General features: G+C 31.9%; 25 protein-coding genes and 1 tRNA gene. 16 read left to right on the top strand and 10 right to left on the bottom strand.

Annotated elements, in window-relative coordinates; translation table 11 throughout:
• The first annotated feature begins 44 nt into the window (after positions 1–44).
• A tRNA-Ala gene (locus ACTJIW_RS10360) sits at positions 45–118 on the top strand.
• Between the two features lie 59 nt (positions 119–177).
• Here the strand turns inward: ACTJIW_RS10360 and ACTJIW_RS10355 are convergent.
• Positions 178–354 carry a hypothetical protein gene (locus ACTJIW_RS10355; RefSeq protein WP_165768459.1) on the bottom strand — a complete coding sequence of 59 codons (177 nt, stop codon included), beginning with the start codon at positions 352–354 and terminating at the stop codon, positions 178–180.
• 258 nt (positions 355–612) lie between these two features.
• On the opposite strand from ACTJIW_RS10355, the gene ACTJIW_RS10350 reads away from it, so the two are divergent.
• The 13 genes from ACTJIW_RS10350 to ACTJIW_RS10290 all read left to right on the top strand — a co-directional run bounded on the left by ACTJIW_RS10350 (position 613) and on the right by ACTJIW_RS10290 (position 9,649).
• On the top strand, positions 613–1,077 hold the full coding sequence (locus ACTJIW_RS10350; RefSeq protein ID WP_440716132.1) for a hypothetical protein: 465 nt from the start codon (positions 613–615) through the stop codon (positions 1,075–1,077).
• Positions 1,078–1,142: 65 nt separating this feature from the next.
• Entirely contained in the window at positions 1,143–1,610 is a 468-nt protein-coding gene (locus ACTJIW_RS10345; protein WP_440716133.1) for a hypothetical protein, read from the top strand.
• Positions 1,611–1,847: 237 nt separating this feature from the next.
• A complete protein-coding gene (locus tag ACTJIW_RS10340; protein ID WP_440716134.1) occupies positions 1,848–2,291 on the top strand; it encodes a hypothetical protein in 444 nt (147 codons plus the stop codon).
• Positions 2,288–2,584: a hypothetical protein gene (locus ACTJIW_RS10335; protein WP_440716135.1), complete on the top strand. Its 297-nt coding sequence runs from the start codon at positions 2,288–2,290 to the stop codon at positions 2,582–2,584. Before ACTJIW_RS10340 ends, ACTJIW_RS10335 begins: the two co-directional genes overlap by 4 nt.
• Positions 2,585–2,635: 51 nt before the next feature.
• Positions 2,636–3,217 (top strand): hypothetical protein, encoded by a 582-nt coding sequence (locus ACTJIW_RS10330; RefSeq protein ID WP_440716136.1) that lies wholly within the window; start codon positions 2,636–2,638, stop codon positions 3,215–3,217.
• Positions 3,218–3,279: 62 nt separating this feature from the next.
• Entirely contained in the window at positions 3,280–4,311 is a 1,032-nt protein-coding gene (locus ACTJIW_RS10325) for an oxidoreductase (protein ID WP_440716137.1), read from the top strand.
• A 51-nt stretch (positions 4,312–4,362) separates the two neighbouring features.
• Positions 4,363–4,947 carry an SMI1/KNR4 family protein gene (locus tag ACTJIW_RS10320; protein WP_274251596.1) on the top strand — a complete coding sequence of 195 codons (585 nt, stop codon included), beginning with the start codon at positions 4,363–4,365 and terminating at the stop codon, positions 4,945–4,947.
• Between the two features lie 49 nt (positions 4,948–4,996).
• Positions 4,997–5,566 carry a hypothetical protein gene (locus ACTJIW_RS10315; protein ID WP_440716138.1) on the top strand — a complete coding sequence of 190 codons (570 nt, stop codon included), beginning with the start codon at positions 4,997–4,999 and terminating at the stop codon, positions 5,564–5,566.
• Positions 5,567–5,584: 18 nt separating this feature from the next.
• The gene (locus ACTJIW_RS10310) at positions 5,585–6,319 is read left to right on the top strand and encodes a hypothetical protein (RefSeq protein WP_440716139.1); all 735 of its coding nucleotides are present in this window, start codon (positions 5,585–5,587) and stop codon (positions 6,317–6,319) included.
• A 175-nt stretch (positions 6,320–6,494) separates the two neighbouring features.
• Positions 6,495–7,043 carry an STM3941 family protein gene (locus tag ACTJIW_RS10305; protein WP_121359955.1) on the top strand — a complete coding sequence of 183 codons (549 nt, stop codon included), beginning with the start codon at positions 6,495–6,497 and terminating at the stop codon, positions 7,041–7,043.
• Between the two features lie 47 nt (positions 7,044–7,090).
• Positions 7,091–7,792, top strand: coding sequence for a hypothetical protein (locus ACTJIW_RS10300; protein WP_440718452.1), 702 nt, complete (start codon positions 7,091–7,093; stop codon positions 7,790–7,792).
• Between the two features lie 173 nt (positions 7,793–7,965).
• A complete protein-coding gene (locus ACTJIW_RS10295) occupies positions 7,966–9,126 on the top strand; it encodes a leucine-rich repeat domain-containing protein (RefSeq protein ID WP_440716141.1) in 1,161 nt (386 codons plus the stop codon).
• 127 nt (positions 9,127–9,253) lie between these two features.
• Positions 9,254–9,649, top strand: a complete 396-nt coding sequence (locus ACTJIW_RS10290; protein ID WP_073410645.1) for a helix-turn-helix domain-containing protein — start codon at positions 9,254–9,256, stop codon at positions 9,647–9,649.
• Positions 9,650–10,339: 690 nt separating this feature from the next.
• On the opposite strand, the gene ACTJIW_RS10285 is transcribed toward ACTJIW_RS10290, so the two are convergent.
• Genes ACTJIW_RS10285 through ACTJIW_RS10275 form a run of 3 tightly spaced genes read right to left on the bottom strand, consistent with a single transcriptional unit; the run spans position 10,340 to position 13,183 of the window.
• Positions 10,340–11,299, bottom strand: coding sequence for a lipid A deacylase LpxR family protein (locus ACTJIW_RS10285; protein ID WP_121362810.1), 960 nt, complete (start codon positions 11,297–11,299; stop codon positions 10,340–10,342).
• A complete protein-coding gene (gene mtgA, locus ACTJIW_RS10280; RefSeq protein WP_073410646.1) occupies positions 11,286–12,071 on the bottom strand; it encodes a monofunctional biosynthetic peptidoglycan transglycosylase in 786 nt (261 codons plus the stop codon). The genes ACTJIW_RS10285 and mtgA overlap by 14 nt, the downstream gene beginning before the upstream one ends.
• Positions 12,071–13,183, bottom strand: a complete 1,113-nt coding sequence (locus tag ACTJIW_RS10275) for an NAD(P)/FAD-dependent oxidoreductase (protein WP_440716142.1) — start codon at positions 13,181–13,183, stop codon at positions 12,071–12,073. Before ACTJIW_RS10275 ends, mtgA begins: the two co-directional genes overlap by 1 nt.
• Positions 13,184–13,424: 241 nt before the next feature.
• On the opposite strand from ACTJIW_RS10275, the gene ACTJIW_RS10270 reads away from it, so the two are divergent.
• Positions 13,425–15,326, top strand: coding sequence for an alpha/beta fold hydrolase (locus ACTJIW_RS10270; protein ID WP_440716143.1), 1,902 nt, complete (start codon positions 13,425–13,427; stop codon positions 15,324–15,326).
• Between the two features lie 179 nt (positions 15,327–15,505).
• A complete protein-coding gene (locus tag ACTJIW_RS10265; protein WP_440716144.1) occupies positions 15,506–17,947 on the top strand; it encodes an ATP-binding response regulator in 2,442 nt (813 codons plus the stop codon).
• Here the strand turns inward: ACTJIW_RS10265 and ACTJIW_RS10260 are convergent.
• The 6 genes from ACTJIW_RS10260 to ACTJIW_RS10235 all read right to left on the bottom strand — a co-directional run bounded on the left by ACTJIW_RS10260 (position 17,944) and on the right by ACTJIW_RS10235 (position 21,085).
• Positions 17,944–19,305, bottom strand: a complete 1,362-nt coding sequence (locus ACTJIW_RS10260; RefSeq protein ID WP_121359948.1) for a sigma-54-dependent transcriptional regulator — start codon at positions 19,303–19,305, stop codon at positions 17,944–17,946. The genes ACTJIW_RS10265 and ACTJIW_RS10260 overlap by 4 nt on opposite strands.
• Before the next feature lie 130 nt (positions 19,306–19,435).
• Complete coding sequence (locus ACTJIW_RS10255) at positions 19,436–19,732, bottom strand: hypothetical protein (RefSeq protein ID WP_440716145.1); 297 nt, start codon at positions 19,730–19,732, stop codon at positions 19,436–19,438.
• A 16-nt stretch (positions 19,733–19,748) separates the two neighbouring features.
• Positions 19,749–20,045 (bottom strand): PepSY-like domain-containing protein, encoded by a 297-nt coding sequence (locus ACTJIW_RS10250; RefSeq protein ID WP_012022730.1) that lies wholly within the window; start codon positions 20,043–20,045, stop codon positions 19,749–19,751.
• 18 nt (positions 20,046–20,063) lie between these two features.
• Positions 20,064–20,354, bottom strand: coding sequence for a hypothetical protein (locus ACTJIW_RS10245; RefSeq protein WP_012022731.1), 291 nt, complete (start codon positions 20,352–20,354; stop codon positions 20,064–20,066).
• Positions 20,355–20,380: 26 nt separating this feature from the next.
• Positions 20,381–20,677 carry a hypothetical protein gene (locus tag ACTJIW_RS10240; protein ID WP_073410651.1) on the bottom strand — a complete coding sequence of 99 codons (297 nt, stop codon included), beginning with the start codon at positions 20,675–20,677 and terminating at the stop codon, positions 20,381–20,383.
• 111 nt (positions 20,678–20,788) lie between these two features.
• Positions 20,789–21,085: a hypothetical protein gene (locus ACTJIW_RS10235; protein WP_012022733.1), complete on the bottom strand. Its 297-nt coding sequence runs from the start codon at positions 21,083–21,085 to the stop codon at positions 20,789–20,791.
• Between the last annotated feature and the right edge of the window lie 256 nt (positions 21,086–21,341).

Genomic DNA, 21,341 nt, shown 5'->3' with positions numbered 1-21,341 from the left:
AATTTGTTTTTTGAAAATTAAATGACTTTATTTGCTATGACTTTGGGGGATTAGCTCATTTGGCTAGAGTACTTGCCTGGCAGGCAAGGGGTGACCGGTTCGAATCCGGTATTCTCCACAAAATTAAAAACCCTTGTAAATTTAGTTTTACAAGGGTTTTGTTTTTTTAGATTTTAGTTATTTCTCATTAGCAGAATCCTCAGCATCTACATCGGCTTTTTCAGCTTTTTTGAAATCATTATTCAGTAAGTCTGTTAGTTTCTTTTTTTCTTTTTGATTTTTTCTGATCGTTAGTACAACCAAAAGAACAACCAATAGTACGACAGCTCCTATTACAATCCAGTTAATTTCCATAGTTTTAATTTTGAATAAAAATAAAAATTAAAACTATTCACCATATTATCAAAAGGTTAAGCATTTAGTTTTGCTTTAACAATAACCAAATTTTAAAAATTCTCAACGCAAATATTTTAGTTTCTTTTCAAGTCATTGATTATTGCCTTATTCTAATACATTTTTACCTTTTATGGCTGTAGAAAAATTATCGTCATGATTAATTTTGATGTTCAATTTGTATAGATCGTAGTAGTAAAACAAATAATATCAATAAAAATGAAAAAGACAAAATGGATTATTTTAGGAATAACGCTGTTATTCGCATTACATTCCCAGGCACAAACGGAAACAATATCTGATGCAAAAATTCTTATGCAGCTGGAAGAGCAAGGCCAAACTAACGCTAAAACATACGAATGCCAGAATTTTTCGTTTAAATACGACAGATCTAATGATGTAACACTATCAAATGATTACGATATGATAATATCTCTTTTTGATATAGCAGATGATAACCTGATAAAATGGATTGCAGATCCACAAATGTTTAAAACAATTAAAATAACTTCTTTCAAATCAGGAAAAAAAGACAGAGAATATCTGCTTCAAAATGCTTCTGTAAAGTCATATTTAGAATCTATATACTATTACAAAGACTCAGTAGATAATAATGCCTCCTCCAGCCTGATGATTCAAGCAGAGCAAATTAAAATCAACGGAATATCAGTAAAGAAAAAATAATATTTTTAGTCATTTCTAATCATAGAACAAATTTCTATTCTTAAAACCACACTAAAGCAATAAAAATGAAAAAAATAAACTTGCTTATTTTAACAGTGTCTTTAGTCATATCACTAAAAATTTATGCTCAGCAAAAAGCAGGCCCTGGTCTAAAAATTGTTATGGAGTTTGTAGAATCCAACCCGAAAAACTCTAAAACTTATGAATGTTACAATGTCTATTATAAATATGACAGGACTAATGAGGAGGAACCTGCACTTGACTATACTATATCAATCTCTCTTACTGGAATACCAGATAGTAAACAGCTCGAATGGATAGCAAACCCAAAAATGCTGAAAACAGTTAAAATAACTACTTTCAGATTGGGGAAAAAAGAAAGGGAATATCTGCTTCAAAATGCTTCATTACTATCCTATTCAGATTCTTTAAATGAGATTGAAGGAGAGAAAACTGGGAGCCAATTTTACGATTTATTAATCTCTGCTGAACAAATTTATATTAATAGTATTAAAATAAAAAAGACTAAATAGCTTTTGGCATTTCAGAAATAGATTATCTGTTTATAATGTAAATCTCCTGATTTTAAAACAAAAAACCATATCTAAATTATTAGGTATGGTTTTTTGTTTTTTATTGTAATAATTGACAAAAATCAAATATTGAGGCATTACATTTTAAACTGAAATTATTTTAAAAACAAATATCACTTTTGAAAGATATTTCTTTAAACAGGTTTCATATTTTTGTTCAGTAATCAGAATTAAAAAATGAATCAAACTGTAAAACCCAAAATAGTATCATTCTTCAAAAAACTCATTATAATTGCGTTTCTGCTTTTCATTTTTACTTTCATAGAAATATATTGGGCAATGGGAAGTCTCTCTGAAAGAATTTCCAGCGGAAATCCAGACAGTCATTTTTTTGACGATGCTTATTTAGTATCCGTTTTTACGACCGTTTTTCTAACAATTGTGTTTCTGCTTTTTACTTTCATAAAAAACAAATATTTAAAAATTACAATTGAATTAATATCCTTAATTTCAGTTTGGTTTTTCTGGAATTACAGCATTTTTGTCGATCGTGAATCGTCGTGGAGCACTTATCTTTTTAAAGAAGAATTGCTTTATACACTTTCATTATCATTTCTGCCTATTTGGGTTTTATCCATAGTTACTTTATTTACTTTACATTATATCTTAAAAAAATTATGAGTCAGAGTAAAAATATAATATTGCGAACCTATTTCATTATCTGTGTACTTTTTGTGCTGGACTGTCTGTTATATTATTTTAAAGAAATCAGTCTTTGCGGTTACTACAGCGATGTGGTTTTATCATGGCTCTGGCTGATAAGCAGTTTTGTAATTATTATCGTTTTTTGGAAAAAGCTCTTAGCAAAACTCTTTTTGACAGCATTACTCATAACATTTGCAATGAGCATTATTGCTATGATGCTCCCTTTTTATACTTTATTACTTTCGAGCACATCTTTAGGCTTATACTAAAATAAAGATCTTAACAAAAATTACAGAGCACAAATTGTAGGCTACGGTGTTATGGTTAATCCGTGGCTTGAAATAATTGAGAAAAAAGGTTTATTTGAAAAAAGAATTATCAAATGCACCGATTCTGAGCTTATGGATGACAATCTGGATATCAAAATCAGAACAGCAAAAGATATTATTTTTAAAAGTGAAACCGACAGTACCATTACGCTGACTTTGTTTTACGGCGGACCAAACAAAACTATTACTTTCGATAAAAAAACAGGAAATATTGTATCACAAATGCTCAATATAAAGGGACTGACTCAAAAATATGGCGGAACATGGTACGATGAAACCCAAAAACTGTATCTCACTTTTTATTTTGAAGAAGGATATGATTATGCAACCGTAAACACCTGGACTGGCAGCATAGATAAAAAAGAGAATATTGACGCTTATAAAGCTTTTATAAAAGACAGCAAATTAATCCTGCCCGCAGAAAACAGCGATCACCACGCACCTTATTGTGAAATAGATATTCAATACAATTTACTGGTTTACAAATGCAATGAGGGATTTAATTTTTCTGATAATTTCCTAAACACAAAAAAACCAATTTCTATAACAAAATATAAACGCATAACAGATTAATTCTTCTTACAAATTGTAAATTTTCTATCTTGTACAACCTTTATTAAACCCCAATTTAATTTATGAAAATAAAACTATACGCCCTTTCAACAGTTCTTACGCTGTTCCTTTTTTCCTGCAACAAAAAAGAAAATACAACAGGTACACTTCCAGAAGTAACTGAACATACAGAAACAGAAACCGACACTTTACAAGAAACTGAAGAAACCCCGCGAAAAGAAAGCATTTATCTATTTACCCTTACACCAAAAGACAGCAGCGATGTTGCTTTTGTTTCTCTTTCGGATATTTATCCGGCTGGCGACGAAAAAGACACGCTTGCTTTACCCAACATAGAAAAAATAGGAAAAGAAAATGCGGCCTATTTTACGTTTGATAAAAACTACAGAAAAAGATTTTTCTCTAAAACCAATATTTCTGAAACCGATTCATTGTTTGTTTATGATTATGCCAAAAACAAACTGGTTTCTTTTGCAGTAAAAAACCTGAAAACTGCCGCAATGTTAAATGGATATTCTTCAGAAGAAGACTGGCCGTATCACAATTATGATTTTATGATTGGTTTTGAAATCAATAAAAAATATTTAAACGGATTCAGCGAATATTACAGAGACGCATTGGTATATGTAGGTAAAGAAAATCCGTTTTCGAAAGAACGTTTAAAACCTATTACATGGAAAAAAATTGCAAAAAAGGATTATCCGTCTAAAGCTTTAAAAAATAACGATCGTAATTTGCTAAAGAACACAGTAACAGGCAATACATATTTTTATAAAACTGACAGTCATGAGTATTTTTTACAAGACTATCTGGACAGCAATAAAATAATTTATGGCAGACGCCTTTTAGTTGTTGATTCTAAAACCAAAGATGTTATAATCGAAAAACTTTTCAGCCAAAGCGAAGGCACATCTCCTACTCCATTAAATTACGAAAATGGAGAAGATTCTATTGATCAATGGACGGGGAAACTTTTTAAAAATAAACCTGCCGTTGTTTTTGGTTTCGAATATCTTTCTTTTGGCTGTCCGAGTATTTCTGTAATCGACAAATCAAATGAAGAAATTAATATCCAATGCGATAATCGTCATTAAGAACTAAAAATTCAAATTCTAAATTTCAACTACAAAAATTAAATTTATACAATGGAAGAAATTAAAAACCGTATTGCTGCATGCGAACTTGAATATGATGAAATCCAGGAATCTTCTTTGGCTTCAGATGAAGAAATACAAGAATTGACTTCTTATTTTTCTCTGCCTCTGCCACAAGAATTAATTACTTTTTACAAGACTGTCGGCGGTATAGAATCTGATGAAACTTTCCGTATTTCTTCGGCAGAAAACCTAATCAGATACATGAAACAAAGAACATCTTTTTCTCATAATTCTGCGGGCATTATTGATATGATTATTGCTTTTTGGGCAAATGACAGACCTGAACTTCAAGAATATAAACTTCTTACCGAAGAACAAACCCAAAAAATAAACGAAGCCTTTCCATGTATTGGCTGGATGATGTCTGAAGAAGATATTAATGAAAGCGGCGAATATGTTATTTTCGACAAAAACGGAAACTTTGCAAATATTTATTGTCATCAGGATAATATAAAAGCTGCCACAAATGAATTACTGAAACATCTGGAAACCGGTCTTCCGGAAAGATCTCTTGAAAATGTTTTGGAAGAATTATTTGAACGTGCCGAAGGAAATTTAAGCCGATGGGACTAAAACATCCCTCTTAAAAATTTAAAACTACTATAAATCTAAACCTCATACTATGTCTGAATTAAGCTCTTTATATTGCAAAGTAAAAATTACAAAACCACAGCTGGAGAAGTTTTTAAACAGCCCGCTCGAAGAACCAGAATTAAATAAAAACTGGCTTGACTATTGGGAAAGTCGAAAAATGTATTCAAAATCGGTTTTAACTCAGGAACTGCTTCGCACATACAACGACGATATTAATAAGGAAGTTATCGACGGCTGGATTGATTATCCCGAAGCGATGGCGTTTTCAGATTATGATGAAACAACCGAAGAGTGGAATTGGGGAATGATGTTTTTTAGTGAAAACTTTGTAGAAATGATTCCAATGTTTGCTTTTATCATAAGCATGGAAAAATATGTAACTGAAAGTACTGAAAACAAAGCAATTGTTTTTCCTTTCTTTTGGGGAGACAATGCTGTTCATGCTTACATTGAGTTTAAAGATGGAAAAGCGGTATTGAGCCCAAAAGCGCAAACTCTAAAAGATATAAATCCAGAGTTTTTAGAAAAGACAAAAAATTTCCTCAACAAAAAATGGGATCAGCTTTCTAAAGAAATGGATTTAGACAATTTAGATTAATCTTAAAAGTCGTTATTAATGATCAATCAGGACAATTTAAAATTATACACCTATAAAGAACTTAAAGTTGTACTCCCTGTGGGCACTCCATTTGAGAAATTATACGAAAAAGCAAAAGACAAAGAAAAATTTGACCAGCAGTTTATATGCGTTTACGAAGGGAATGTCGAAACTGAAGCTTTTAATCCGCATGACGAAGTACAGTGGGGCGTTTATTATAAATTTATAGAAGAAAAAGAAAATATTCCGCTTTTCTCTGTTCCTGTTATTTTGGGAAATGTTACTTGCAAAACAGCTTCTCTGCGTGAAGTTTTAATAACTGGAAATCTTCACACTAAAAATCTCGATGTTAATTACACTTCAAGACCCAATACTTTTTCGCAGATAATGGGCAATGTAACAGTAGACGAAGTTTTGTTTACAACCGGAAAAGGTTTAGGCGGTAAAACATTTAACTTTCAGGTAAATGGCGATGTAAATATCCATTCCTGGATTAATCTTGAACAGGCTGCTATTAAGGCAAAATCCTTAACGGTTAAAAAAGAATTTTCTTTCCCGCAGGTTTATGCTGCCGAAGACAGAAGTAAACACGCCCAAAAGAAAACAGATTGGAGCCGCTATAGTCTTGAAGAACTTACAAATCACTTCAACAAAGAACATCTTAATCTGGAAGAATATGAAAACTATGTCGATTTCTTTTTTCGTGTTCCTACTAAACTTTCAAAAGCAGATTATGATTATTTAATAAAATAATAAACGCAGCCTGTTTTCTCATAAAGGATAGAAAATTTAATTATTTTCTATCCTTTTTTTACTTCAAAAATGGCTTATTTTAATATAAATATAGCTTTTTACAGCAGTAACATAGATTTTAAATATATTAGTTTTGTAAGTTTTTATATACAATTAATAATCTGTCTTATTTTTTATGTTACAGCAAGACGTTTATATATCTCAAAAAAAGGTTCAAAAAAACATAATTCTATGTTCTTTTTTATTCCTTTCTTTTTTAGGCGGCCTTTGGTATGTATCTGGCTCCTTTTTTACCCAAGATGATTACGAACCCGCATTGGTTCTTATACTACTTCCATGTCTTGTTATCATTTTTAGCAAACTGCTAAAGGAAATACGATTTTTATCTAATACCTCACCATTTATTACAGTCTTAAACGAAGGCGTTGTTTTTTATGAAGACCATTTTGATCAAATTGGTTTAGTAAAATGGAAAGATATAGAACACTGTGATGACTTCTCAATAAATAACTTTTTCCACGAACATTACTTAATGGTATATGTAAAAAATCCTGAGTATTACAGTTCAAGAATAAAAGACAAAAAACAACTCTCTCAATATTTTCGTGCCAGCAAAAACAATCAAAATGCTCTTTTATGGGTAGAAACAAAACGTTTGGATCTTGATGTTATAGAAATCAAGAAGATATTTTTTCAAATGATAGAAGCAAACAAAAAAAATTAATAATGATTTATTATTATCAAATTAAAAATAAGCCTTTAACACAAAAAATGTTATTAGGCAAAACCTGTCCGGTTTGTAATAAAAAAGACACTTTACAACTTACCTTAAACACGAAATATGTATCGATCATTGTTCCTGTTTTTGGAATGGGCCGTACTACGAGCGTACATTGTACAGAGTGCCAGCATATTGTAAAATCAGAAACAGGACCAGTTTATGCAAAAAAAAGCTACACAAAAAAGATTAATAATGAAATAAATAATATAGACACCACTTATAAATCTTCAATTTGGCAGTTATTGTATCCATGGACTGGTATTTTGTTATTTGCAGGACTTATCATTACAGGACTTGCTATGACACGCATAAAAGAATATAGAAATTCTAAAATACAAGAAATTCTAGACAAACCACAATCTGGAGATATCTACAAAAGTGACTGGTATGAGAATGGCATGAGATTCTCGAAGGGAACTTTGGTAAAAGTTTTACGCATAAAAGGCGACACCATTACTATTGTGCGTTCCTTACACATAATAGAAGGAGCAGCAGTATTCAGTAAAGAAAATTGGGAAAAAATACCAACCGATAGAGCATCTTTTTCATCTAAAGAGCATAAAATAAAATTATCACGATTTTTAAAAGATCTGGAATTTGAAGAATTCAGTACCTATACAACACATTTTTTAGGCAGAGTAATGGGTAGCGGCGATTCTAATTATGAGTTTGATGTAGTAGAACGAAAATAATTTGAATCAATCTTTTTAATGAAATTGAAATAGATAAATATAAAATACACCAAGCATTCTCGATTTTACACAAATTATTAATAGATTTTGAAATATAATATATACATTACTATTAATTCTCTTTAGTCGAGAACTGCAAGTTTGTTACCCATTATATTTAATTACATGACATTATGGATATTACCAATTCTTTTACTGATTCTGGATTTAGAGATTATGTCCTGAAAAATTTTTCGAAGGACAAAACAAGTATTCAAATAAGCGATGTAAAAAATATCACATCACTTAATTTAAAAAGTCAAAAGTTAGAAAATTTAAATGGTATTGAATATTTTACCTCATTAAACAGCTTAGACTGCTCTTATAACCAGATCCGTTCTATTGACATTAGCCAAAACTTATTACTAAAAGAATTAATTTGTAATGAAAATGAAATTCTATCACTTGATCTATCTGCAAATACACATTTAGAACATCTTAATTGCGCTTTCAATAGATTAAAAAAATTAAACACAAGCCATAATTTACTATTAGTAAAACTTATTTGTCATTGGAACCTATTAACTAATCTGGATCTTGAGAACAATTCTCTTTTAGAAGAACTTGACTTTGCTTACAACCATATTTTTGGAATTGAATTGGGAGTAAAACCTAAATTGAAAAATTTAAAATGCAGTCAAAATGGATTAATAAGTCTCGATGTAAGTGATTGTCCAGAATTAAAAGTTTTACATTGTGCCAATAATTCTCTTTTATCAATAGAGCTGGCAAAAAATGTAATTCTGGAAGATTTACGTTGTTTTTATAACCATATCACGACACTTGATATCAGCCAGAATAAATTACTTGAAACTCTATATTGTTCAAACAACAAAATTTCTGTATTAGATACCAGTCACAATACAAAATTGCAAACACTGGATTATTCCAATAATCTCATCTGGGAAAAAGACTTTCTAATAGATGAAATAGGCATTTTTAAATATAATGTATCAACTTCGACTTACAACGCGAATCTTATTTTTGAGGATAAAGAACTCTATGTTTCTACAGGAGCCAGGACTTATAAAGAAATAGAAAAACTAAAAACGATAATAAAAACTTTTGGGAAAAACTTTTCTAAACTCAATCACGACGCTATTAACTTTATTAAACAACAACATCCTAATGAAGATGTTGAAAGCCTAAAACCATCTGATATTATTTTTGAAGACGAAAATACTTTTCGAATAGGTTTCGATGCTGGCGAATCACCCGCAGGACAATTGTTTTTGTATATCTCATTTGATAAAAACCTGAAAATGAATGATGAGATAATTTATGAAACGTATTAAAACAAAATAAAATCGTATGAAAAGTTGTATTTTTACTTCTTTTAAACGCTAAATCGTATTTTACCAAAACAAGTCTGTTTTTTACTGAAAATCGATTTGTAAAAGTTTTTTTAAATACCTTTGAATTATGAGCACAGCAACAAAACCAAATCATATAGGGCGAAAAATAAGCCGTATTCGTGAACTTCGCGACATGAAGCAAGAAGCTTTGGCACAAGCTTTAGGAACAAACCAGCAAGCTATTTCTGCAATAGAAAATAGTGAAACTATAGACGAGGCAAAACTTATTGAAATAGCAAAAGCACTTGGTGTAACTCCAGAAGCTATAAAAAGTTTTTCGGAAGAAAATGTGTTTAATTATTTTAACACATTCACAGATAGCCACGGAAATTTTGGAAATTTTGCCAGTGGAGCAATTTGCAATTTCAATCCTCTTGACAAAGTAGTTGAACTTTATGAGCGTTTGGTTCAGGTTGAAAAAGATAAAGTTGAGTATTTAGAAAAATTAATGAAGGGGAAATAAGTCCTTTCTATTTATCATATAAAAAAGCCATTTCTAAAAACAGAATTGGCTTTTTGTTTTCTAACTAAGGAATTACTTTGTGTTCGGGTAATCCCTACGGGATATTTTTTTGGTGGGTTTTTCAATCTACCAATATGTAACTCCTAACGGAGTATTTCCGGGAAATTAATTAGGAGTAAACAAATATTGATAGAATTTTAGATTAGATATCTGTTTCAAATATTTAAACTTAAAAAAACTCCGCTAGAGTTACATATTGGTAAAATAAAATTAGATACCTGTTTCAATATTTAAACTTAAAAATTACTCCGTTAGGAGTTACATATTGGTAGAATAAAATTACAGCCCCAAACATTTGTCTCGTAGGGACTTTATAGATTTTGATTTTAAAACTCGATAACACAGATTGTAAATCTGTTTCCATAAAGTATATCCTGAAATAATTCAGCTTATTAAATAATTACTTGTTTTTGTGCCTGTCAATAAGAAAAAAAACTATTGCCCAAAACAAACTGAATAAAAGAATAAGTATTCTAATCGCAGCAAGTTTTACATCTGTATAACCTCTAAAATGCCTAATTTCGAAGGCATTGGTACTAATAAACTGTACCATGCAATAGATAAAAAAAAGAGCAAAAATTAAAGACAATACTTTATATATAAATCGGCTCATTTCTTACGATACAGATATTACTTCAACAAAAATCCTAATCGAATCGAACCATAAAAATATCCAGTATTTGTATCGTTAACATCGCCTTTAAGTTCTCTTCCGCGGTAAATAAAAGAATATGAAATATTGAAATTGTTACGACGGTATTTTAAACCAGCTTCTCCATTAAAACGAAGCGGTACCAAATCGAAAGTAATTGGGCTTGAATCGTTAAACATACTGCCTTCGATCGTGGCATCATAAAACTGATAATTAACACTTGGCATTGCATAAAAATAAAATTCTCTAATATTTGGCTGAGCATTTGCACTTACCGAAGCATCATGAAGGTTAGAATCGTAAATTGGAATTAATTTTTTAAACCCAAATCTCGCCATAAATCCTGTTGAAACTCCTGTAAAAATAGTTCCCAAATTAGCTTCTGATTGAAAATGAAGATCAACAAAATCATTGTGTGCAGAAGGAAACATTTTTTTAGAATACATAACATGCGCCTGAAGTCCTAAAGCATTATGAATTTGGTTTTCCCAGCCATATACTTTTTTGTAACCAATCATGTTATGAAAACCTTTCTGTAAATTTTCTCCAAGAGAATTTGGCCCTATAAATCCAATTTGAAAATCTGTTTTTAAAACTGATTCGCTTTCATAAAAAAAACTTCTTCCGGCTTCGGCAAAAAGATATCCTGCAAAAGGGCGGTCGTTTATAGTAACTGCTTCTTTGTTTATAAATCTTGGATTATAAAGATATTGCCCAATTCTAAATTCGGTGATTTTTTTATTGATTTTCTGATTATCATTTTTAGATAAAAATCGATAAAAAAGTTCCAAACCATTGGTATAATACATATCGTATTTAGACGATGTATATAAATCATTGTCGGTTATAAAACCTATTTCTGTAGTTTTTCCTTGTCCAAAAGTTAACGCTGTGGTCAAAATCAGAAAAGCAAAAAATGCTTTTTTACTTTTTCCCATCTCCTTTATAATTGATTTTTCCAACATAACGCATCTCGCGAACAATTCTTTCTTTTCTTCTGTTAATATAACTTGATGATCCTGTGGCTTTAAATTTTCTTGGATTTGGCAAAATTGCTGCAATTCCAGCAGCCTGCATTGGCGTTAAACTCGAAGCATCTCTGCGGTACCAATGTTCAGTTGCTGCATAAGCACCATAAACACCGTCGCCCATTTCGATACTGTTTAAATACACTTCCATGATTCGTTCTTTACCCCAGATAATTTCAATTAAAACGGTAAAATAAGCTTCAAGACCTTTACGTAGGTAACTTTTTCCCTGCCATAAAAAAACGTTTTTGGCTGTTTGCTGCGAAATGGTGCTTCCGCCTCGAATTCGGCGTCCGCGTTCGTTGCTTTTATACGCTTTTTGAAGCGCTTTAAAATCGAAACCATTGTGAGTTAAAAAAGTGGCATCTTCACTGGCAATAACTGCTTTTTGCAAATTCATTGAAATTTTTTCAATTGGTTCCCAGTCATGGTCAAAATAAACCTCTTTTCCATCCATTTTATTTTCGATAGCACGAATAATCATCAAAGGTGTAAAAGGTACTGGTACATATTTAAAAAACACAACCGATGCGATTGAAACTCCAAAGAACCACAAAGCAGCTTTAATAAAAAACCATTTTACTTTTTCTCCAAAAGAGCGATTTGATTTTTTTGAAGATGCTGTTTTAGGTTTTGGTTTATTTGTAGTCGTTTTTGGTACTGGTTTCTTGGTTGCTGCCATTATATTAAATCTGCTAATTCTGTTCCTATTAAACTTCCTATCGCCACTCCCATTCCACCTAAACGCACTCCGCAGAACACATTTTCAGAAAGCTGGGTTACGACAGGATTCTTACTATTTCCTATTCCCATGATACCGCTCCATCGGTGCGCAATCTGAAAATCCTGATTTGGTAAAATTACATTTTTCAGTAAATCTTCCAATCTATTTTGAATAATTTTCGTCTCTCCAAATTCAGTTGTTGTTTCACCTTCAAAATCAAGGTTTCGACCGCCTCCTAACAAAATACGATCGTTAATATTTCTAAAATAATAATAACCGCGGTCTAAATGAAACGTACCTTTAATATCTAAATCACGAATAGGCTCTGTAATAAGCACTTGCGCTCTTGCAGGTTTTACAGCTCCTTTTGTTATTTCGCCTGCAAAACCATTGGTTGCAAAAAGCAGTTTATGAGTTTTAAAGCTAAAATCGTTCACCACAACTTCAACATGATTTCCGGCATCAGCATACGATTTTACTGTTTGCTGATTTAAAATTAAAATATCTGCATAAACTGCCTGTTTCAACAATTCCTGCATCATATTTCCAGTATCAATTTGTCCTTCAAACGGATTAAAAATTAAATACTCGTGAATATTTTCAAATCCAAATCGATCTACTTCTTTTGAAAAAACATCGGCTTTAAAAAGCGGTTTCAAAACTTCATTGATAAACGGAATTTTAGAAATGCATTCGTTAAACCCAAATTCATCTTCTTTTAGAAACAATTCATATCCGCCGTGAGGTTTAAAATCGATTGCCTGATCTCCTAATTTTTTTCGAAGTAATTGTAAACCTTTCCAGCGTTTTTCGATAAGTGCCACAACATCATCTTCTGAATGTGTTTTTAGGTCTTCCATAATTTCAGACAAACTCCCAAAACAGGCAAAACCAGCATTCTTGGTACTCGCGCCTTGTGGCAGCATTCCTCTTTCGAGAATCAGAATTTTGGCAGCAGGAAATCTTTCGCGCAAGCGTAATGCTGTATGCAGACCCACGATTCCGCTCCCTGCAATTGTATAATCAACATTCGTGAACCAGTTTTTTAGTTCCCAGTAGCTTAGTTCCATTTTTTAGAGTTTTTATAAAAATAATGATTTTTTTAAACCATATAAAAAATGTAAGTTCATTTAAATACTTTGTCTGGCTGAGCGAAGTTGAAGCCTCATACTTTGCACCCTTAGACTTCGCTCAGGCTGACAATTGTACAATATCATTCAAAAACTTTAACAATAATTGGGATTTGGGATTTAACTAATTGGGATTTAAATGTTGTATTTTTAGCACACAAAAAAATAGAATAATTTGATTATGAAAAAAGTATTATTAACAACCTTAATAATGATGAGTTTAAACGCTATCGGGCAGAATGTTATGTCTCCGGAATTGTTATGGAAATTAGGAAGAGTTACACCTCTTGGAATTTCTAAAGATGCAAAAAATGTAGTTTTTAAGGTTTCTACACCTTCTGTAGAAGAAAACAAATCGCATTCTAAATTTTACACTGTTCCTGTAAACGGCGGAAATGCAACCGAAATTAAAGATACAAAAGACATTCTTGCTGATAAAAACATTTCTCCAGACGGAAAATATGTTGTGTACAACGAAGAAGTAAAAATTGATAAAGTTTTAGGTAAAGATTTTTATCCAAAATTAGACAAATCTGATGCTCAAATTTATGATGGATTAGATTACCGTCATTGGGATACCTGGAACGAAGGAAAATTTAATCACGTTTTTTATAAAGAAAACAAAGACGGCGCAAAAGGAATTGACATCTTGAAAGGTGAAAATTTTGATTCTCCGCAAAAACCTTTTGGCGGCGACGAAGATTATATCTGGTCACCAGACAGCAAAAGCATTTTTTATGTGTGCAAGAAAAAAGCAGGAACTGCTTATGCGATTTCTACAAACACAGATATTTATGAGTATAATTTAGAAACTCAAAAAACAACCAATAAAACCGATGATAATTTAGGTTACGATACAGCACCTCAGTTTTCTCCAACAGGAAATTTATCTTGGTTACAAATGAAACGCGATGGTTATGAGTCTGACAAAAACGATATTATTGTTGAGTTTAAAGGAATCAAAACAAATTTAACGGCAAACTGGGACGGAACTGTAGATAATTTTATCTGGAGTAAAGATGGAAAAACGGTATTTTTTGTTGCACCAATTGACGGAACAAAACAACTTTTCTCTGTTAACTTTCCGGGGTTGACTAAAATCGCGATTCAAGTTCGTCAGTTAACAAACGGTGATTTTGACGTAAATGATTTAGTAGGTTTTTCTGGAGACGATATTATCGTTACCAGAACAGACATGAATCATGCCGGAGAGATTTTTTCTTATAATTTGAAGAAAAATACCTGGAAACAATTATCAAACGTAAATACTGATACTTATAAAACTTTAGCATTAAGCAAAACCGAAAAACGTTACGTTACAACAACTGACGGTAAAAAAATGCTGGTTTGGGTAATCCTTCCACCAAATTTTGATGCTTCTAAAAAATATCCAACTTTATTGTTCTGCCAAGGCGGACCTCAAAGCGCGTTGACACAATCGTATTCTTTCCGTTGGAATTTCTCTTTAATGGCAGCAAAAGGATATGTTGTTGTTGCTCCAAACCGCCGCGGAATGCCGGGTCATGGTGTTGAATGGAACGAACAGATTAGTAAAGACTGGGGCGGACAGGTTATGGACGATTATCTTTCTGCAATCGACGACGTTGCCAAAGAAAGTTATGTTGACAAAAGCCGTTTAGGATGTGTTGGTGCCAGCTACGGAGGATATTCTGTATTTTATTTAGCAGGAATTCACAACAATCGTTTTAAAACTTTTATCGCTCATGATGGTGTTTTCAATACGGTTTCAATGTTAGGAACAACTGAAGAAGTTTTCTTTAACAACTGGGATTTTGGCGGACCTTATTGGGAAAAAGACAATGCTGTGGCTCAAAAAGCTTACACAACTTTTAACCCGGCAACTTTGGTTCAAAACTGGAACAGACCAATTTTGATTTTCCAGGGAGGGAAAGATTTCCGTGTACCAATCGGGCAGGGACAAGAAGCTTTTCAGGCTGCGCAGTTAAGAGGCATCAAAAGCCGTTTTGTATATTTTCCAGATGAAAACCACTGGGTTCTGCATCCGCAAAATGCTCAGGTTTGGCAGGGAGAATTCTTTAAATGGCTGAACGAGACATTGTAAAATCAAGAATTAAAATAAACTTAACCGCAGCATTATTTATATAATCTGCGGTTATTTTATTTTTAGAACATTGGAATTATATAAACATTTGATTTATATTTCCTTTTGTTAAATTGAAATTTTAGATAAATTGCATGGAATTCAAATATTAAAAAACTTCCCCAACCCCAATAAATATTATGGAGAGCAAAAAAAGTTACACAGCACTCAAAGTTTTATTCAGCTATGTTGCATTACTTGCTTTGGTAGTAACTGTGGGATGGTTTTTATACTCTGAAAATGTAGTTTACAATAAACTGGAAGATAAAATTGCTCAGGAAAAAACCAAAATTCTGCGTGTAAGTAAATTATTTTCGAATGTTTACAAAACAGAAAGTTTAGCCAGACAAACCATTCAGACTAATTCTGAAAAAGATTTTAAAAGCTACCTCATCGAAACCGATTCTTTAAAGGCCAGAATTGACACTCTAAAACAAATCGTTACCACACAATATCAAAAAACACTTTTGGATAGTGTAACGTTTTTATTGTCTGAAAAAACAGAAAACATCAGGCAGTTAAAAACCATAAAAAACAAAGCCGAAGATGAAGTCTCTGTCAATAATGCTATTGATGAGATTACAAAAATGGAATTTAATCTTCGAAAACTGGAGCTTCAGGATTTTACCAAAAATCCAAATGAGTTAGGAAGTTATCAGCGAAATGTACTGCAGAAATATGTGGATTATTTAAATCAAAATATTCCCGACGACAGCACTAACACATTGAGTAAAAAAGCATCGGATTCTATTTTGGCCAATTCTAAAAAACTGCTTAGCAACGTAAAAATGAAAGCAGAAAAGAAAAAGGAAACGCTGAATTTTGAAGAAAATAAATTGTTGAAAAATGAAATTGCAATTTCAGACCAGCTTCGAAAAGTACTTCGTATTATAGAACGAGAAATTATTATCAACTCAATAAAAAACAATTCCTTAAAAGAAAAATCACTTAAAAAAGTCAACGAAATTGTGACGGCTTCGGCAATTGCTGGTTTAATTTTGACTCTGTTCTTTTCTGTTTTAATTGTAAGTGATTATTCAAAATCGCAGGTGTATAAAAAACAGCTTGAGATTGCGAATTTCAAAACCAAGAATTTATTAAAAAGCCGTGAACAATTAATCTCGACGGTAAGTCATGATTTGAAAACGCCTTTGAGTACTATTGTGGGCTATTCTGAACTTTTGGGTAATTCTGATATTAATACGAAACAGTCGTATTTTATTAAAAACATCAAAAATTCATCTGAATATATTACGCAGCTGGTTCAGGATTTATTAGACTTTTCGAGAATTGAAGCCGGAAAAATCACTATTGAGAAAGTTCCGTTTTTTCTCCCTGAAATTATTGAAGATACAGCCCGAAATATCCAGACAGTTTACAAACAAAAAAACATTGATTTGATTATTAATGTAGATGAAAAACTGAGCACGAGAGTTGTAGGCGATCCGTTTCGACTGAAACAGATTTTGAGCAATATTATTGGGAATGCTTATAAATTTACCGAAGAAGGTCATATCAAAATCAGTTCGTATGTTAGTGAAAACGAAAACTTTTTTGTTATTACAATTGAAGATACTGGAATTGGAATTGAGAAAGGCAATCTAAAACTAGTTTTTGAAGAGTTTGCCCAGGCGAATGAAAATATCGAAAAGAAATATGGCGGAACTGGTCTAGGCCTTTCTATCTGCCAAAAGATAATTTCATTTATGGGCGGAAGAATTAGTCTGGAAAGTACTTTTGGAAAAGGAAGCACATTTGAAATTAAAGTTCCTTTGGTATTCGATCACAGCGAAATTACAGTTGAAGAAATCAAGCGAAACATTAATCGAAATACGAAAAAACAAACTTTCATTGTTATTGATGATGATATTAATCTTCTCAATTTAACAAGCGGTGTTTTAAGACAGGAAAACCACGAAGTATTCTCTTTTACCAGCGCAGGAAAAGCTCTGGAAGCAATTCAGAATACTAAATTCGATTTTGTGATTACCGATATTCAAATGCCGGAAATTGATGGTTTTATGTTTTTGGAAAAACTTCGCAATTCGTCAAACGGTATATATAAAAATCAGCCGGTAATTGCTTTAACCGGAAGAACTGATCTTGATTCTGCTATTTACACCAGAGCTGGTTTTACAACGGTAATTAAAAAACCTTATTCTCCAAGAATATTATTAGAAACCATTCAGAATATTTTAGATAATGAAACGCTTCCTGAAGTTGAAATAAATGATCCCGCAGAGGTTACTTCACCTCAATTGTATTCGTTAGAAACTCTAAAAGATTTTTTGGGGAATGATAATGATGCTTTGAATGACGTTTTAAAAGCTTTTATAATAAGCAGTAATGAAAATTTAGATTTACTTGAAAAAGCGGTTAATGAAGAAAATATTCCCGAAATAAATTCTATAGCACACCGAATTGCACCAATGTTCAAGCAGATAGAAGCCCGCGATATTGGGACAATATTAAAAACATTAGAGCAGAATAATCTGGAAATTTCAGATTTGAGGGATATTTATGCTGCTTTAAAAGCAAAAACAACTAAACTATTTACTGCTTTAGAACAGGAAATAGTTTAATCGATATTGTATTGCTTTAATTTATTGTAAAGTGTTTTTCTGGTAATTTTTAAAAGTTTTGCAGCTTCAGATTTATTGTTTTGAGTTCTATTAAGCGCCTGAATAATGGCTTCTTTTTCATTGTCTGACAATGAAAAACTAGTACTGCTAAAACCTGGCTTTTGTTTCTCTGCCTGAAAAAATTCGATTGGCAGAACATCACTTTCAATAAAATCGCCCTGAGTTAAAAGCGTAGATCGTTTAACACAGTTTTGAAGTTCACGTAAATTTCCCGGCCAGCTGTAGTTTTGAAAAATAGAAACTACTTCCGGTGAAAAACCTATAACATCTTTATTTAACTGCTGATTGGCTTTTTCAAGGAAATAATCTGCAAAAACCATTAAATCTTCGTCACGATCTTTTAATGATGGAGACTGAATAGAGAATTCGTTGATTCTATGGTATAAATCTTCTCTAAAATCGCCGTTTTTTACTGCTTCGCGCAAATCTTCGTTTGTCGCAGTAATAATGCGTATATCGACGTTTATTTCTTTATTGCTTCCAACAGGTTTTATTTTTCTTTCCTGAAGCGCACGCAATAACTGAATTTGGTTTTCATAAGAAAGGTTTCCTATTTCATCAAGAAAAAGAGTTCCTCCGTTTGCAGCTTCAAAATATCCCATTTTATCGCTGATAGCGCCCGTGAAAGAACCTTTTAAATGTCCAAAAAATTCACTCGCCGCCAATTCTTTTGGAATCGCACCGCAGTCTACCGCAATAAAATTATTGTTTTTTCTCTGGCTTTGCTGATGAATGCTTTTAGCTATAATTTCTTTTCCGGTACCGCTTTCACCGATAATTAAAACTGACATATCAGTTGGGCTTACCAGCTGAATATGATCCAAAAGTTTTTTTGAAGCAACTGAGATTCCTTTTACAAATTCATTTTCAGTTGAAGCGGTCTTTTTTACAGCTTTTTTTTGTTTTACAGGAGTTTCAATTTCTTCTTCCTCTTCCTTTGAAGTCTGGAGAGCATTTGTAATTACCAGTAAAACTTCATCGGGATTAAATGGTTTTGAAATATAATCAGCTGCACCGTTTTTTATTGCTTTTACAGCTGTATTTACATCTGAATATCCAGTCATCAATATAACCGGAACTTCAGGGTATTCATTTTTGAATTCAGACATAAGTCCAATACCGTCAGAATCAGGCAGACGCAAGTCTGTCAAAATCAAATCAAATGATTCATTTTTGATTATTGCTCTGGCTTCTGAAGCGGAAAAAGCGACAGATACCTCATATTTGTTTTTTGTTAGAAATTTCTCTAATAGTTTACAAAATGAAATATCATCTTCTATTACTAATATCTTTGGCATTTGCTTTTAGGGACTTTTTTGCTAAAATAATACTATTAAAGTTATAATTTCTTAAAATTATGCGAAAAAAAAAGAGATTGCACGATGCAATCTCTTTTTCACCAAAAACATAAATCTAATTTCACCTAATTTATATCTTCAACCAGTTGCCATTGACATCTGAATACACAGTAGCCTTTTGGTCACCAACTGATATTTCTAATTTGTATTCTTTTTTATCATTAACATACGCTTTTACCAATTTTGCATTTGGATAAGCAGTTTGCAGAGCAGTTTTTACAGCCGCCGGTACAGCATCTGTAGTAACTTCAGTATATTCTGTTTGAACAGAAATCGATGTATTTACTTCATTTGGAGTTATTTCTGCTAATGCAGGAATTGACAAACTTCCTAAAATAATAGCTGCTGAGATGGCTAACTTTTTCATATTGCTCTGTGTTTAATTATTTTTTAATGATATTTCCTGAAGCATCTGTAAATACAGTATACTTTTTGTCACCGCTTGAAATTTCAAGTTTGTACTCATTCTTGTCGTTTTTGTACGCTTTTTCAAGTTTTGTACCTGGAAATGATTTTTCAATTGTTGACTTTACAGCTGCTGGTACAGCATCTGCAGTAACTTCAGTATATCCGTCCTGGATATTGACTGATGCAATTATTGAATTCACTTGTGATGGAACAGCTGCCTGTACAGACAAACCTCCCAAAATAATTGCTGCTGATAAGATTAATTTTTTCATAATGCTTAATTTTTATAATTATTTTTTAAGGATGTTCCCTGTTGCATCAGTGTAAACAATCGATTTTTCTCCTCTTACTGTGATTTCAATCTTGTATTCTTTATTTGAATTCACAAATGCTTTTTCAAGTTTTACACCCGGATAAGCATCATCCAGAGATTTTTTAATCGCTGCCGGAACGGCGTCGACTTCTTTATAATCATCCTGATAGTTTACTGAATTTACTGTCGTGGTGGTTAAAACAGTATTTTCTGCCTGCATTGACAGCCCTCCTAAAAGGATTGCTGCCGATAATATTAGCTTTTTCATAATAATAGTTTTTTAGGGTTAGTTTTTTATTTTTTTACCCAAGTTCCATCTGCATTAGCATAAAGAGAACCTACTTTGTCTCCAACTGTTACTTCTAATTTATATTGAGAAGCACTGTTTTTGTATGCTTTATTAAGAACTGCATCTGGATATGCTTTTTTAAGTGCATCTGTTACCGCTGCCGGTACTTCTGTTACTGCTACTTCTGTATAATCATCTTGAAATGATACTTCTTTTACGATTGTATTTGAAATTGGAGAAGTTGAAGCAAATGATGTTAAACCTCCCAAAACGATTGCGGCTGATAAAAATAAATTTTTCATGATAGTGATATTTTAATATTGTTAATTTAATTTTAGTATTCTTAATCTGGATTTCCATAAGAACCTAAGTTAGATTGTTTGAATAGTTTTTTACTCTTAGAGTTTTTTGGATTATTTTTTAATCCAGGTTCCGTCAGCATTAGCGAATAGATTACCTACTTTGTCTCCTACTGTTACGTCTAATTTATACTCTGATTTCTCGTTTTTGTATGCTTTAGTAATTACAGCATCTGGATATGCTTTTTTCAAAGCCTCAACAATTGGTGCTGGTAATTCTTCTAATTTAATTTCAGTATAATCATCTGCAACTGAAATAACTTTTATAATAGAGTTTGTAATTGGAGTTGTAGAAGCAAAAGATGTCAAACCTCCTAAAACGATCGCGGCTGATAAAAATAAATTTTTCATAATGTGTATATTTTAATAGTTAATAGTTTGTTTTACACTTTAGATAAAGAAACTATTGTGCCGAAAACCAAACATTACTACTAAAACCTACATAAAGCCTTGTTATTAAAGGGATTTGGAGCTTTATGCCAAAAAATGAAAAATATAGAAAAGTGTGTAAACTGGTAAAACAGTGTGTAAAAAGTATACACAATTAGTGTTTACTTCAATTAAAAAACAATAAAACTTATCAAAATTAAAACAAGCTTATTGACAA

Source organism: Flavobacterium sp. 22659 (genome assembly GCF_052044235.1).
GTDB lineage: Bacteria > Bacteroidota > Bacteroidia > Flavobacteriales > Flavobacteriaceae > Flavobacterium > Flavobacterium johnsoniae.
This window is presented reverse-complemented; position numbering and strand designations above follow the sequence as displayed.

Excerpts from the sequence above, each read along its gene's own strand:
- ACTJIW_RS10345 (WP_440716133.1), top strand. The coding sequence starts at position 1,143 with ATGAAAAAAATAAACTTGCTTATTTTAACAGTGTCTTTAGTCATATCA.
- ACTJIW_RS10295 (WP_440716141.1), top strand. The coding sequence starts at position 7,966 with ATGGATATTACCAATTCTTTTACTGATTCTGGATTTAGAGATTATGTC.
- ACTJIW_RS10250 (WP_012022730.1), bottom strand. The coding sequence starts at position 20,045 with ATGAAAAAATTAATCTTATCAGCAGCAATTATTTTGGGAGGTTTGTCT.
- ACTJIW_RS10300 (WP_440718452.1), top strand. The coding sequence starts at position 7,091 with ATGTTATTAGGCAAAACCTGTCCGGTTTGTAATAAAAAAGACACTTTA.
- ACTJIW_RS10355 (WP_165768459.1), bottom strand. The coding sequence starts at position 354 with ATGGAAATTAACTGGATTGTAATAGGAGCTGTCGTACTATTGGTTGTT.
- ACTJIW_RS10240 (WP_073410651.1), bottom strand. The coding sequence starts at position 20,677 with ATGAAAAATTTATTTTTATCAGCCGCAATCGTTTTGGGAGGTTTAACA.
- mtgA (WP_073410646.1), bottom strand. The coding sequence starts at position 12,071 with ATGGCAGCAACCAAGAAACCAGTACCAAAAACGACTACAAATAAACCA.
- ACTJIW_RS10265 (WP_440716144.1), top strand. The coding sequence starts at position 15,506 with ATGGAGAGCAAAAAAAGTTACACAGCACTCAAAGTTTTATTCAGCTAT.
- ACTJIW_RS10235 (WP_012022733.1), bottom strand. The coding sequence starts at position 21,085 with ATGAAAAATTTATTTTTATCAGCCGCGATCGTTTTAGGAGGTTTGACA.
- ACTJIW_RS10285 (WP_121362810.1), bottom strand. The coding sequence starts at position 11,299 with ATGGGAAAAAGTAAAAAAGCATTTTTTGCTTTTCTGATTTTGACCACA.
- ACTJIW_RS10315 (WP_440716138.1), top strand. The coding sequence starts at position 4,997 with ATGTCTGAATTAAGCTCTTTATATTGCAAAGTAAAAATTACAAAACCA.
- ACTJIW_RS10310 (WP_440716139.1), top strand. The coding sequence starts at position 5,585 with ATGATCAATCAGGACAATTTAAAATTATACACCTATAAAGAACTTAAA.
- ACTJIW_RS10245 (WP_012022731.1), bottom strand. The coding sequence starts at position 20,354 with ATGAAAAAGCTAATATTATCGGCAGCAATCCTTTTAGGAGGGCTGTCA.
- ACTJIW_RS10325 (WP_440716137.1), top strand. The coding sequence starts at position 3,280 with ATGAAAATAAAACTATACGCCCTTTCAACAGTTCTTACGCTGTTCCTT.
- ACTJIW_RS10270 (WP_440716143.1), top strand. The coding sequence starts at position 13,425 with ATGAAAAAAGTATTATTAACAACCTTAATAATGATGAGTTTAAACGCT.
- ACTJIW_RS10290 (WP_073410645.1), top strand. The coding sequence starts at position 9,254 with ATGAGCACAGCAACAAAACCAAATCATATAGGGCGAAAAATAAGCCGT.
- ACTJIW_RS10275 (WP_440716142.1), bottom strand. The coding sequence starts at position 13,183 with ATGGAACTAAGCTACTGGGAACTAAAAAACTGGTTCACGAATGTTGAT.
- ACTJIW_RS10340 (WP_440716134.1), top strand. The coding sequence starts at position 1,848 with ATGAATCAAACTGTAAAACCCAAAATAGTATCATTCTTCAAAAAACTC.
- ACTJIW_RS10255 (WP_440716145.1), bottom strand. The coding sequence starts at position 19,732 with ATGAAAAAGTTAGCCATCTCAGCAGCTATTATTTTAGGAAGTTTGTCA.
- ACTJIW_RS10350 (WP_440716132.1), top strand. The coding sequence starts at position 613 with ATGAAAAAGACAAAATGGATTATTTTAGGAATAACGCTGTTATTCGCA.
- ACTJIW_RS10320 (WP_274251596.1), top strand. The coding sequence starts at position 4,363 with ATGGAAGAAATTAAAAACCGTATTGCTGCATGCGAACTTGAATATGAT.
- ACTJIW_RS10330 (WP_440716136.1), top strand. The coding sequence starts at position 2,636 with ATGGTTAATCCGTGGCTTGAAATAATTGAGAAAAAAGGTTTATTTGAA.
- ACTJIW_RS10305 (WP_121359955.1), top strand. The coding sequence starts at position 6,495 with ATGTTACAGCAAGACGTTTATATATCTCAAAAAAAGGTTCAAAAAAAC.
- ACTJIW_RS10260 (WP_121359948.1), bottom strand. The coding sequence starts at position 19,305 with ATGCCAAAGATATTAGTAATAGAAGATGATATTTCATTTTGTAAACTA.
- ACTJIW_RS10335 (WP_440716135.1), top strand. The coding sequence starts at position 2,288 with ATGAGTCAGAGTAAAAATATAATATTGCGAACCTATTTCATTATCTGT.